Source organism: Haloechinothrix salitolerans (assembly GCF_042662605.1).
Classification (GTDB): Bacteria; Actinomycetota; Actinomycetes; order Mycobacteriales; family Pseudonocardiaceae; genus Haloechinothrix_A; species Haloechinothrix_A salitolerans.
This window is the reverse complement of record NZ_JBHSXX010000001.1, coordinates 6,553,241-6,565,901: the sequence shown is the minus strand read 5'-3', so window position 1 is coordinate 6,565,901 and position 12,661 is coordinate 6,553,241. Positions and strand designations below refer to the sequence as shown.

The window sequence follows — 12,661 nt, the reverse complement described above, 5'->3', positions numbered from 1 at the left end:
GGGGGCCGCGTGAGCAAGGACTTCATCCCGGCGGCGAAGCCGATCATCGGTGATGCCGAGCGCGACGCCGTCGATGCCGTGCTGCGCTCCGGCATGCTCGCGCAGGGCGCCGAAGTCGCCGAGTTCGAGCGGGAGTTCAGCGATGTCCTGCTCGACGGCAGGCCGGTGATCGCCGTCAACTCCGGCACAGCGGGGCTGCACCTCGGCTTGCTCGCCGCCGGCGTCGGGCCGGGCGACGAGGTCATCGTGCCGTCCTTCACCTTCGCCGCCACCGCCAACGCCGTCGCGCTGACCGGCGCGACCCCCGTGTTCGCGGACATCGAGCTCGCGCACTACTGCCTCGACCCGGACCACGTCGCCAGCCTCGTGACCGAGCGGACGGCGGGCATCATGCCGGTGCACCTCTACGGGCACCCCGCGAACATGCCCGCGTTGCGTGCGCTTGCCAAACGGCAGGGGCTCGCCGTGTTCGAGGACGCCGCGCAGGCGCACGGCGCGCGACTGGACGGACAGCCGGTCGGCACGTTCGGCTCGTTCGGGGTGTTCAGCCTCTACCCGACCAAGAATATGACGTCTGGCGAGGGCGGCATGGTGTCCACGGCAGACGTCGACGTCGAGCGTCAGCTCCGGCTGCTGCGCAACCAGGGCATGCGGCGGCAGTATGAAAACGAGGTCGTCGGCTTCAACGCGCGGATGACTGACCTGCACGCCGCGATAGGCAGGGTGCAGCTGACCCGGCTCGCCGAGTGGACCCGGCAGCGGCAGGCCAACGCGCGGTACTTCGACGCCGCGCTCGACGGCGTCGGCATCCCCGCCGTGGCGGACGGCGCCGAGCACGTCTACCACCAGTACACGATCACCGTGCCCGAGGACCGCGACGGCTTTGTCGACGCCCTGCGCGACGAGCACCAGATCGGCGCCGGCGTGTATTACCCGACCCCGAACCACGAGCTGCCGTCGTTCGCGCGCACGGCGGACCTCCCCAACACGGCGCGGGCGGCCGCCACCGTGCTTTCGCTGCCCGTGCATCCCGCGTTGGACGACGAGGACCGCGAGCGCATCGTCACGGCGGTCAACACGCTGGCCAAGGCAGGTGCATGAGATGGCAGAGCTGCGTGCGGGGCTGATCGGCCTCGGCATGATGGGCAAGCACCACGCACGGGTGCTGCGTGAGGTCGACGGGCTCATGCTGGCCGCCGTCGCCGACGCGACCGGCGATCCGCACGGTGTGGCGGGCGCGCTGCCGGTGCTCGGGTCGGTCGAGGAGCTGATCGACGTCGGCCTCGACATGGCGGTCTGCGCCGTCCCGACCGCGCTGCATGAGGAGGTCGCGATCGCGCTAGCCGAGGCGGGCATCCCCACGTTGATCGAGAAGCCGATCGCCCACAGCGTCGAGGCCGGTCAGCGCGTGGTCGACGCGTTCACCAGGAACGAAGTCCTCGGCGCCGTCGGTCACATCGAGCGCTACAACCCCGCGTTGCAGTCGCTGCGGGAGCGGATGGCGGCGGGCGAGCTTGGTGACATCTACCAGATCGCCACCCGCAGGCAGGGACCGTTCCCGGCGCGCATCGCCGACGTCGGCGTCGTCAAGGACCTCGCGACGCACGACATCGACCTCACCGCGTGGCTGGCGAAATCTGACTACGCTTCCGTCGCGGCGCAGGTGACGAACCGGTCGGGCAGGCCGCACGAGGACATGGTCGCCGCCACTGGGCGGCTGGCCAACGGCACGATCACCAACCACTTGGTGAACTGGCTGTCCCCGATGAAGGAGCGAGTCACCGTCGTCACCGGCGACACCGGCGCGTTCGTCGCGGACACGCTCACCGCCGACCTCACCTTTTACGCCAACGGTGTGCTCAACACCGACTGGATGTCGATCGCGACGTTCCGGGGCGTCTCCGAGGGTGATGTCACGCGGTTCGCGATCAAGAAGCGAGAGCCGTTGCGGGTCGAGATCGAGAAGTTCCGCGACGCCGTGCTCGGGGTGTCGTCCGACGTCGTGAGCCTGCGAGAAGGACTGAACACGCTGCGTACGGCGGAGGAACTGCTGGCGACAGCGCGGCGCTAGAACCAGCGCTCGAGCACCTGTGCGACGCCGTCCTCGGTATTCGGTGCCGCGATCTCGTCAGCCGACGCCAGGACGACGGGGTGCCCGTTCGCCATCGCGACGCCGTGGCCGGCCCAGCGCAGCATTTCGACGTCGTTGGGCATGTCACCGAACGCGATGATGTCTCGCTGGGCGACGTCGGCCAGTTCGGCAACCTCCGCGAGCCCACTCGCCTTGGTGACGTTCGGCGCGGAGATCTCGATCAGCCCGGCGTTGGTGGAGTACGTGATGTCGACGGCGGCACCGAGCATCTCCCTGGCGGCATGCGCCATCTCATCCGACGTCATCCCACCGTTGCTGACGAGCAGTTTGATGGCCTTCCTGCCGAGCACCGCCGCCCTGCTCACCGGCTCGCTCTCGCCCTCGCCGTGTGGCGGGGACGCGCCGTCCCACGGGTTGCGAAACTCCGGCTCGGCCACGAACTGCGGCACGCTCTGATCGTGTGCGGTCTCGCCGACCCGCTCCGCCGCGAGATGCGCTTCGGGGAGCGCGGTGAGCACGGCATCGGCGACGTCGTGCAGTGTGACGACGTCCAACCCACGCACGCTCAGTACCTTGTCCGAGCCGATGTCGTAGAGTGCGGCGCCGTTGGCGCACACCGCGTAGCCGGTGATGTCTCCTTGTGACGCGACCGGCGGGATCCAGCGTGGCGGTCTGCCGCTGACGAGGACGAACGGCACCTCGGCGCCGTGCACGCGGCCGAGCACGTCGAGCGTTCGCCTGCTCATTCGTTCCAGCGGCGTCAGCAGCGTGCCGTCGACGTCCGATGCGATCAAGTCGGGCCTATCCACCCTCCCATTGTCCCCGATGCCGGACGTGGTTTGTCGGATTGCGCCAACCGGGCTAGCCAAACCGCCCGATCTCCGCAAATTTCCGCCTCAGAGCGAGGCCGCCGTCACAACTGAACTTGAAGGCGATACGGTAACGGCCGTGCGGGCGGGCATCGTGATCTTGACGGAAGACAGGTGGTGGTCCGGCGAGCCTAAGTGGCGCAACGCCGAGGAGTTCGGGTTCGATCACGCCTGGACCTACGATCACCTCAGCTGGCGCTCACTCGCGGACGGCCCCTGGTTCAGCGCGCTGCCCACGTTGACGGCAGCGGCGATGGTGACGGAAGTGATCCAGCTGGGCACCTTCGTCGCCACCCCGAACTACCGCCATCCGGTGCCGTTCATGCGAGAGCTGATCACGCTCGACGACATCTCGGACGGCAGGCTGCTGCTCGGTCTCGGCGCGGGCGTCAGCGAGGGTGGTGCTGGTGACCGCGCGATTCTGGGGGAGACCGACTGGCAGCCGAGGGAGCTGGCCGAACGGTTCGAGGAGTTCGTCGAAGCGCTCGACGGCGCGTTGATCAAGGACAACTACAGCTTCGACGGCACCTACTTCCGCATGTCCGGTTCCCGCAACCTCCCTGGCAGCGTGCAGCAGCCGAGGATGCCGTTCGCCATCGCGGCCAACGGTCCACGCTCGCTGCGGGTCGCCGCACGGTACGGGCAGGGCTGGATCACGACCGGATGGCCGAGTGATGACAACGAGCAGTGGTGGCGCGGCGTCGCCGAGCTGAGCGAGCGGTTCGACCGCGCGCTCGATGACGCGGATCGTGACCCGGCACGAGTACGCAGGTACCTGAGTCTCGATGCGGGACCGGTGTACTCGCTGAGTAGCGTCGACACCTTCACGGACGCCGCGCAACGCGCGCGGAAGCTGGGGTTCACCGACATAGTCGTGCACTGGCCGCGGGCCACCGACCCGTACTGCGGGCGGGAAGCGGTCTTGGAGCGCATCGCAGAGGAAGTACTCGCGGAGGTCCAGGAGCTGTGAACAATGCAAGCATTGCGCCAGACACCATGATTCGCGGACAGGTATCCGGCAACGTAGATCGATCCGACGGCGCGATGCTTCGCTGGTGGCGTGGCGGGCATGGCGAGCCCGTTGTGCTTGTGCACGGCTCTTTCGACGACCACAACAGCTGGTCGGCGGTCATGCCGCAGCTCGGCGACCACGCTGACGTCGTCTGCTACGACCGTCGCGGCCACAGTCTCAGCACCGCCCCGCGCGGCCAGGGCAGTATCCAGCAGGACGCCGACGATCTGCTGTCCATAGTGGACACCGTCTTTCACGCGCCAGCGCACCTGATCGGACACGGCTACGGCGGTTCGGTCGCCATGCTCGCCGCGACCATGCGCAGGGACGCCGTGCGCAGCGTCGCCGTGCACGAACCGCCGCTGTACGGGCTGCTGCGAACCAATCCGTTCGCCAAGGTACTCGGCGCCGAGGTGTCGGTGTGGTTGGATCATGCCGCCGAGCTGATCCGCAACGGTAACCCCGCCGGTGGCGTTCGCGTATACGCGGAGAAGGTGGGCTACGGCAAGGGCAGCTGGCATGGGCTTTTCACCCGCGAGCAGCGCGCGACGATGATCTCGAACGCGCACACCTGGCTGGACCAGTACACCGACCCAACCGGCCACAATATCGACATCACCACGCTGTCCTGGGCACGATTCCCGATCACGCTGTTCGTCGGCGACCGGACACATCCGATGAACGAGCTGGTCGCGGACGAGTTGGCGGAGCGGCTACCGTTCCTGCGCACCATCCGTCTCCCCGACGCTGGCCACGCCCCACATCTCACCCACCCCGAGGCCTTCACGTCCGCCCTGATCGGCCACATCCGGGTTTGACGGCTGGCACCATCGGCGGTTACCGCGTGATGCGGTAGATGACCGCGTCGGAGTTGCGGTAGACGACGTCGAGGTAGTCGGCGTCCGCAAGGCCCGTGAGGCCGGGAGCGCGACCGAGGCCAGGCCAGAGACCGGAGCCGATGAACACGTGGTGGACGTTGAGCCGGTCGACGGCCGCGCGCACCTCGGGATCGGTCTCGTACTCGTTGAAGTGTTCGGCGAGGTACTTCGCGTCTGGTGGCGGTACCTTGTCGTCGAAGTGCGCCGCCACGGACTTCACCCCGGTGATCGCGTACAGCCACACCGAGCCGTCCGCCCTGTCGTTGAGCACGCGCTCGCCGGGCACCGCCAACTCCGCCATCTTCCGCATCGCCGTCAGCTCGGCCTGGCTCACCGTGATCGGCTGCGCGAGCCCGGCCCTGTCTTCCGGCTTCTTGTGGTAGGCGTGCGCGACGATCGTGGTGTTGGTGGTCGCGTAGAAGCCCTTCGTGGCGACACCGACGGTGACCAGCAGCACGACAGCCGCCAGCACCCCGGTTACCGTCGTGCCCTGCGGATGTCTGCGGATGATGTTCGACGTCGTGAGCCGCGCGAGCCAGCGCTGTGTCTCGGCGAGACCGTGCGCGGCGATCAGGCACAGGGGGATCGCGGCGAGCGCGATGATGCGGAATCGATCGTTCCACCAGGGCCGCGAGATCGCGACGACCCAGTCGAGGCCGCCATAGCTGGCAACCAGCACCCAGAACACGCCGAACAGCAGTGCCGCAGACCCGACCCAGCGCAGCGGGCCGAGCGTGCGAAACCGAATGACGCCGATGAGCAGCAGTCCCGCCAGCAGCAGTTGCGGATTGTCCTGGTTGTGCCAGAACAGCGCCAGCGACCACAGTGCCTCGGACAGCGGCATGTTCGACGCCCATGGCTCGTAGGTGTAGTCGCCGTTGGCGTGGCTGAGCGCACCGAGCAAGTGCGGCAGCGTGAGCAAGCCTCCGACGGCGACGACCGGCGCGAGCCGGAGCAGGTCCGCTCGGGGCTTGCCCTCGCCGCGTAGCCAGCGCCGCACCAGCAGTGGGGCGGACAGCAGGACCGCGGCGAATAGCGCGCTGGAGTGCACGGAAAGCAGTCCCGCCGCGGCGAGTAGCAGGACGAGGCCGTTGGCGATGTTCGGAGTCCGCAGGAACCGGTGCAGCGCCATCGCGCCGAGCGGGGTGAGCGCGACGCTGAGCGCGAATGGCGCGAGACCGTTGGCGATGGACTCGTGCATGGCGTAGGTGATGGCCGCGGCCAGCAGCGCGGCGCCGCCAGCGAACATCGCGCGACCACCGAACTCGCGCACCAGCGCTGCCATGCTCAACGCGAAGATGCCTGTCAGTGGCATCGTGATCGCGTTGAGAACCACGGGGATGGATGCCCCTGTCATGAGCTGCACCAGAGCACCGGCGAGGTGGTAGGCGTTCGGGTAGAACAGCGAGCCCTGCGGCCCGTACCGGTTGACGCTGCTCACGCCGTACAGGCCGCCGTCGCCTGTCTCTGTGATGTAGCGAATGCCGTTGGCGTGGAACACGGGGTCCCAGCGCTGGAAGACGGCGTCGAGCGCGCCACCTGTCGCGCCCGCCACCACGATGATCGACACCGCGAACGCCGCGACGACGCAGGCGATGACGGCGATGTGTGCGTTGCGGGACCATGCCAGCGCGGTGGGGGCGGAGCTGGCGGCCGACCCGCCGAATCGTGTCCGGTTCGTGGCTACTCGCACCGCGAAGACGACCGCTGTGAATACCAGTGTCGCCGCGAGCGCCATGACTACGTTGAACGGTAGACCAACCTCGTGCAGGTAAGGCCCAGAGAGGCCGAGCACGGTGTAGCTGAGTAACGGCGCCATCGCGGTGAGCGCCCAACCCCGAATACCCGCCGCGAGCCCAAGAAGTAGCCCAGGGCCGAACAAGACGGTCAGGTAGGCACCGACGCTGGCGGCGCTCAGCCAGAGTGGGTCCAAGCTAGGCATGCGTTTCGGTCCTCGATGCGGTGCACGTCGCGGATGTCAGGCCTGTCCGCTACGCGTGGCGATGCACCAAACCGCCATGCGGTCGCCACGCTAGGTGGCCCCTTCGGCAGGGAGGTGCGAGCCCGCCCGGTACCCTGCGCCCGTGAGCTTGCACACGAACGCATCCCAGGATACTCAAGCGTCTTACGAGGGTTACGACCTGATCGTCGTTGGGTCCGGTTTCTTCGGTTTGACCGTTGCCGAGCGCGCGGCGACCCAGCTGGACAAGCGGGTTCTCATCCTCGAACGGCGTCCGCACATCGGCGGTAACGCGTACTCCGCGCCGGACCCTGATACGGGTATCGAGGTGCACGAGTACGGCGCGCACCTGTTCCACACCTCCAACAAGCGGGTGTGGGACTACGTCAACCAGTTCACCGACTTCACCGACTATCAGCACCGGGTGTTCGCCAAGTACAAGGGACAGGTCTATACCTTCCCGATGAACCTGGCGCTGATCAATCAGTTCTTCGGCCGGTCACACACGCCGGACGAGGCGCGCGAGCTCATCGCGGAACAGTCGAGTGAGATCGACACCAAGGATGCGCAGAACCTCGAGGAGAAGGCCGTCTCGCTGATCGGCCGTCCGCTCTACGAGGCGTTCGTGAAGGGCTACACGGCTAAGCAGTGGCAGACGGACCCGAAGGAGCTGAGCCCGAGCATCATCACGCGGCTCCCGGTTCGCTACAACTTCAACAACCGTTATTTCAACGACACCTACGAGGGCCTGCCGGTCGACGGCTACACCGCGTGGCTGGAGCGGATGGCCGACCATCCGAACATCGAGCTGCGGCTGGGCGTCGACTACTTCGACGTCCGTGACCAGATCCCCGCTGGTACGCCGACGGTCTACACCGGCCCGGTCGACCGCTACTTCAACTACGAAGAGGGCCGCCTCGGATGGCGCACGATCGACTTCGAGCGCGAGGTCATCGACACCTATGACTTCCAGGGCACCTCGGTGATCAACTACAACGACGCGGAGGTGCCGTTCACCCGGATCCACGAGTTCCGGCACTTCCACCCGGAGCGGGAGGACCGCTACCCGAAGGACAAGACGGTCATCTTCCGCGAGTACTCGCGGTTCGCCAACGACGACGACGAGCCGTACTACCCGATCAACACCGCGGAGGACCGCGCCATGCTCGAGCGGTACCGCGAGCGGGCGAAGGTCGAGGCCAAGGAGCGCAACGTGCTCTTCGGTGGTCGGCTCGGCACGTACAAGTACCTGGACATGCACATGGCGATCGGGTCGGCGCTCTCGGCGTTCGACAACAAGATCGCGCCGCACCTGACGGATGGCGCGCCGCTCGACGGCTCGTTCGATGCCTGACACGTCCGGCCCGTCCGGTTCGCCGGACGACTCCGCGGGAGCGACGTCGGTGGTTCCCGCGGCCGAGGTCGCCCTGCTGGTCGCGATCCAGCAGGCGCTGGTTCGGCCGAGCGCGAGCGGGCGGCAGCGGCGGGCCGTGATGAGTGCGGCACGTGGGCTGTCCCACTTCGGTGAGCACAGCATCGGCTGGTTCGCGGCCGGGCTCGTTGGGGCGGCCATCGACCGGCGTCGCAGGGGGCAGTGGTTGACGGCGGCGGCGAGCGTTGTCGGTGCGCACGCGGCGTCCATCGTGGTCAAACGGGTGGTGCGACGTCGACGGCCGCAGGATCCCGCGGTCGAGGTTGGCGTCGCGACACCGAGCAGGCTCAGTTTTCCTTCCTCCCACGCGACGTCGACCACAGCGGCGGCTGTGGTGTACTCGAAACTGACCGGCCGCACCCTGGTGCCGGTGGTGGTGCCGCCGATGCTTGCTTCGAGGCTGGTGCTTGGTGTGCACTATCCGACTGATGTGCTGGCAGGGGCGGCACTGGGTGGTGCGATTGGCGCGATAGTGCGCCGCGGGCTCGCCGGTCCCAGTTAGAGGAGTGCGACGTGAGCAAGACCGCTGAGGAAACGGTGACGACGACCGCGACGCGGGGCGGCGCGCCGGGCGCGATAGCGGGCCTGCTCAAGACCGCGCGGCCGAAGCAGTGGGTGAAGAACGTCCTGGTGCTGGCCGCACCGTTCACGGCGGGCAAGCTCGGCGACACGGCGGTGCTGCTCGACGCGGGGATCGCGTTCGTCGCGTTCTCCTTGGTCGCCTCAGCCGTGTACCTCGTCAACGATGCGGTCGACGTCGAAGCCGACCGCGCGCACCCGACCAAATGCCGGCGTCCGATCGCGGCGGGCGTGGTGCCGATCCCGCTTGCCTACGGCGCTGCGGTGGTGTTCTTCGCCGCTGGCATGGCGATCGGGGCGCTAACCAGATGGGAACTGCTTGTCGTCCTCGGCATCTACGCCGCGGTGCAGGTCGGCTACTGCTTCGGCTGGAAGCATCAGCCAGTGGTCGATTTGTGCATCGTGGCGTCCGGGTTCCTGATGCGTGCTATCGCGGGCGGTGCGGCGGCTGGTATCGAACTGTCGCAGTGGTTCCTGCTGGTCACGGCGTTCGGCTCGCTGTTCATGGTGTCCGGCAAGCGCTACGCCGAGATCGTGCTGTTCGAGCGCACCGGCGCGAAGATCCGGTCATCGTTGAAGAAGTACTCCGCCAGCTACCTGCGGTTCGTCTGGGCGGCGTCGGCCGCGATAGTGATCATGGCGTACTGCCTGTGGGCGTTCGAGATCCGCCAAGAGACCGACGGCACCGTGTGGGCCGTCGTCTCGATGGTGCCGTTCGTCGTCGCGATCCTCCGCTACGCCGTCGACGTCGATGGCGGCAATGCCGGCGAGCCGGAGGAGATCGCCCTCAACGACCGAGTCCTACAGGTGCTTGGCCTCGGCTGGGTTGTGACGCTGATCGGGGCGTTCTACTTCTGAGGGTGGGTTACGGCGCACGTCGCCGCGCGTTGTGCTCCGCTGGCCTCCTGGGGTTGTGACAGATCCGTGTCCGGTTTCGTCCGGTTTCGCGCGCAACAACCCAGGAAGGTGGCCGCTAGCGCTCGACAACGGCGTCGAAGGCTCCGCCTCGTTAGATCGGCAACTTGCGGAACAGTGGACGAGGGATGTGGCGCAGCGCCGACATCACGAAGCGCATCGGCGGCGGCGCCCAGACCAACTCCTTGCCCTTCGTGGCGGCGTCCACGGCGACTTCCGCTACCTGCTCGGCCGACACGGCGAGCGGGGCGGCGTCGAGACCGTCGGTCATCTTGGTCCGCACGAAGCCGGGCCGGACGACGGACACGCGCACGCCGTGCGGGGCGAGCGCCTCGCCGAGCCCCAGGTAAAAGCCGTCGAACCCGGCCTTGGTCGAGCCGTACACGAAGTTCGACCGGCGCACCCGCTCGCCCGCCACCGACGACAGCGCGATCACCGAGCCATGGCCCTGCTGCTTTAGTCGCTCGGCCAACGCCACACCAGCGGAAACCGCGGCCGTGTAGTTCACCGTGGCGAGCTGGACCGCCGTCGCGTGGTCCTGCCACGCTTCCTCCGGGTCGCCCAGCAGCCCGAACGCGACGACCGAGACGTCGATGTCCCCGCCAGCGAACGCCTCCGCGATCGCGGTGGGGTGCGAGTCGGTATCGGTTGCGTCGAAGTCCAGCTCGACGACGTCGTTACCCGCGTCCGACAGCCGTTTCGCCGCGGCCGTACGCCGTTCGGACGGGCGCGCGGCGAGCACGACGCGCAGCGGACGTCGCGCGGCGTAGCGTTCGGCGATGGCCAGCGCGATGTCGGACGTGCCGCCAAGCAGTAGCAGCGATTGAGGGTTGCCAACAGCGTCAATCACGGGCCCACCTTATCCGCCAGCCGCGTGCTCCTAGTGCACGGTGGGAAGACCCACGGACTCCGCCACCGGTTTCCCGCATTGAGTGACCCATGGCGGGTCAGTGAGGGCACTAGAAGCTGTCGTTATAACGGGTGAGGAGTTTCTTGAAGCGTTCGTCGTCGCGGTCGGCGGCTGGCAGCAAGACCTCCTGAACGACGTCGGTCACTTCCGCGACGTAACGGTTGAGCCGACGCGTTTCTTGGATCTCCGCTTCGAGGCTCGCGACGCGCTCCTGCAGGGCGCGGATCTGCTTGTTCGCCGCCCCCGAAGGACCACCCTTTTCGAGCTTGGTGACTCGTTTGTCCAACGCACGGGTTCGCTGCATGGCCGTGGTCGCACGCTCGCCAACCTGCTGTAGCCGCGTACGCAGCTGAGGCACGCTGGAGATCGAGGTCATCGCCGTTGGGGCGATTCGTTCGGCGATGCGGCGTCCCGCGGCCCTTACCTGGCGTTTCACTGGTCCCACCTCACGACGAGTCGGCACACGTGCGGATCCTCGTCCTTGTAAACCGCGAGGCCGTGGCCTTCCTCTCGGTGGTCGATCTTTCCGCCACGGGTCTCGATCTCGTCAACCACGGCGTCGGGGTCAAGGAAGCGACGGAAGTGCTCACCGAAGACATGTTCCGCCTTGGCGTCCTTACCGGTGCGGAACTCCAGATACAGGCGTCCGCCCTTGCGCAGTGCCATCTGGGAGAGTCGCCAGAGATGGTGGCGGCCCGCATCCTCCATCGCGTGCAGCAGAAAGCGCCCATAGAGCGTAGGTGGCGTCTCGTGCTGTGCCAGCCGAGCTCCTACCGCTAGCACCTGGCGCAACTCGTAAAGGTTGAAGAACTCGAACTCGGCGGGCAGGTCCGAGGCATCTGCGGTCTTCTGCGCGTTCTTGACCGCGGCGCGGGCGTATTCGAGCCCGTGGACTTGGTATCCTGAGCGGGCGAACCATAGCGCGTCGCGACCGGTACCAAAGCCGATATCGACGAGCCGACCAGGCGTCGACTCGCGTTCGTGTACCCATTGCGCGAAGGCGGACGGCTCATCTGGAACGGCCGCGCTCTCCCGGCTGCTGTAGAACGACTCCCAGTAGCGAACGTGTTGTCTCAATCCGCGTGTCCATCCTTGTAGGCGTCGACGAGTCGACGGCGGTGGTCGGTGTTTGAATGACGGGTCCGGAACTCGCCAGTTCGGCCCGTACGTCGCTTCGAGGAGGGCTTCCGGGTCGGCTGGTGCCACTACCTGTCGGCCGTGCAGCGTTACCGTGCTCAACGGCAGGATCGCCGAGCGGGGCAGCGGTGCCCTGACGCTCGGCATCAAGTGGAAGTAGCCATCGACGATGAAGCCGCCGAAGATGTCGATGCCGCGGGTGCCGCCATCCGGGTCCTTGATACGTGCTTTGAAGTCCGCCGTCGAGAAGCGATGCAGCGTGTAGCCATGGCGGCGGAGCATTCGTTGCATCTGAAAGGATTCCCTGGCCACGTCGATCGGATGCGTGTAAGCGCTGAGGTATCCGACGTCAAGGTCGGTGTCGTGCCCGATGAGCTCGCCTTTCCGGACCGCACCGAGCAGGCCGCCGAACGCGAGGAAAGCCTCGACCCCGCATACCTCACGGAGATCGGTGAGCAGCGTCTCGACGCCATCGAGCAGGGAGCTCACCATCTTGTCGCTGCCGGTGTCGAAGGCACGATCCAGTCGACCGGACTTGTTCACCGTCAGCGGGTTACCGGCCGCGTTGACAACGCGGACCTCTCCATCGCCGGTGCCGAACCGGTGGTCCTGTTCCAGTAGAACGTGGCCACTCAAGTGCTCGCGAATCGTGACCCGCGCCTTCCCGGTCAGGAAGGGAAGCAAAACCTCGGGCCATGGGATGCGACGCGACTCACCCGCGGCGATCTCCTTCTGTGACGGAGGCTCTATGGACCATATCCGGCGCCCGCCGATACAGACATCCAGAACCGCGTCCCACTCGCACGGCAGGCGCAGTGCGTCATCGCTGATAAAGGCCTGGGCAGCATCGCGTTCCCCCGTCGCGGGCTTCGTCATA

General features: G+C 67.1%; 12 protein-coding genes. 7 read left to right on the top strand and 5 right to left on the bottom strand.

Annotated elements, in window-relative coordinates:
- Positions 1–9: 9 nt before the first annotated feature.
- The gene (locus ACFQGD_RS31540) at positions 10–1,101 is read left to right on the top strand and encodes a DegT/DnrJ/EryC1/StrS family aminotransferase (RefSeq protein ID WP_345391638.1); all 1,092 of its coding nucleotides are present in this window, start codon (positions 10–12) and stop codon (positions 1,099–1,101) included.
- 1 nt (position 1,102) lies between these two features.
- Complete coding sequence (locus ACFQGD_RS31535) at positions 1,103–2,071, top strand: Gfo/Idh/MocA family protein (protein WP_345391635.1); 969 nt, start codon at positions 1,103–1,105, stop codon at positions 2,069–2,071.
- Here ACFQGD_RS31535 and ACFQGD_RS31530 read toward each other — a convergent pair.
- Entirely contained in the window at positions 2,068–2,901 is an 834-nt protein-coding gene (locus ACFQGD_RS31530; protein WP_345391633.1) for an HAD family hydrolase, read from the bottom strand. The two genes, ACFQGD_RS31535 and ACFQGD_RS31530, sit on opposite strands and share 4 nt — an antisense overlap.
- Positions 2,902–3,040: 139 nt before the next feature.
- Between ACFQGD_RS31530 and ACFQGD_RS31525 the strand changes: the two genes are divergently transcribed.
- Together ACFQGD_RS31525 and ACFQGD_RS31520 are read left to right on the top strand one after the other, a co-directional pair.
- Complete coding sequence (locus ACFQGD_RS31525) at positions 3,041–3,931, top strand: LLM class flavin-dependent oxidoreductase (RefSeq protein ID WP_345391631.1); 891 nt, start codon at positions 3,041–3,043, stop codon at positions 3,929–3,931.
- Positions 3,932–3,957: 26 nt separating this feature from the next.
- Positions 3,958–4,791, top strand: a complete 834-nt coding sequence (locus ACFQGD_RS31520; protein ID WP_345391629.1) for an alpha/beta fold hydrolase — start codon at positions 3,958–3,960, stop codon at positions 4,789–4,791.
- A gap of 19 nt (positions 4,792–4,810) precedes the next feature.
- On the opposite strand, the gene ACFQGD_RS31515 is transcribed toward ACFQGD_RS31520, so the two are convergent.
- Positions 4,811–6,793, bottom strand: a complete 1,983-nt coding sequence (locus tag ACFQGD_RS31515; protein WP_345391627.1) for a DUF6541 family protein — start codon at positions 6,791–6,793, stop codon at positions 4,811–4,813.
- A 142-nt stretch (positions 6,794–6,935) separates the two neighbouring features.
- On the opposite strand from ACFQGD_RS31515, the gene glf reads away from it, so the two are divergent.
- From glf to ACFQGD_RS31500, 3 genes are read left to right on the top strand one after another with little or no spacing between them, the layout of a single operon-like run.
- Complete coding sequence (gene glf / locus ACFQGD_RS31510) at positions 6,936–8,165, top strand: UDP-galactopyranose mutase (RefSeq protein WP_345391625.1); 1,230 nt, start codon at positions 6,936–6,938, stop codon at positions 8,163–8,165.
- Positions 8,158–8,745, top strand: a complete 588-nt coding sequence (locus ACFQGD_RS31505; protein WP_390183415.1) for a phosphatase PAP2 family protein — start codon at positions 8,158–8,160, stop codon at positions 8,743–8,745. The genes glf and ACFQGD_RS31505 overlap by 8 nt, the downstream gene beginning before the upstream one ends.
- Positions 8,746–8,756: 11 nt before the next feature.
- Positions 8,757–9,680, top strand: coding sequence for a decaprenyl-phosphate phosphoribosyltransferase (locus tag ACFQGD_RS31500; protein WP_345391623.1), 924 nt, complete (start codon positions 8,757–8,759; stop codon positions 9,678–9,680).
- Between the two features lie 151 nt (positions 9,681–9,831).
- On the opposite strand, the gene ACFQGD_RS31495 is transcribed toward ACFQGD_RS31500, so the two are convergent.
- The 3 genes from ACFQGD_RS31495 to ACFQGD_RS31485 form a co-directional block, all read right to left on the bottom strand.
- Positions 9,832–10,587, bottom strand: a complete 756-nt coding sequence (locus ACFQGD_RS31495; protein ID WP_345391621.1) for a decaprenylphospho-beta-D-erythro-pentofuranosid-2-ulose 2-reductase — start codon at positions 10,585–10,587, stop codon at positions 9,832–9,834.
- Positions 10,588–10,696: 109 nt separating this feature from the next.
- A complete protein-coding gene (locus tag ACFQGD_RS31490; protein WP_345391618.1) occupies positions 10,697–11,083 on the bottom strand; it encodes a DUF6752 domain-containing protein in 387 nt (128 codons plus the stop codon).
- Positions 11,080–12,660, bottom strand: a complete 1,581-nt coding sequence (locus ACFQGD_RS31485) for a class I SAM-dependent methyltransferase (protein WP_345391615.1) — start codon at positions 12,658–12,660, stop codon at positions 11,080–11,082. The genes ACFQGD_RS31490 and ACFQGD_RS31485 overlap by 4 nt, the downstream gene beginning before the upstream one ends.
- Position 12,661: the final 1 nt, after the last annotated feature.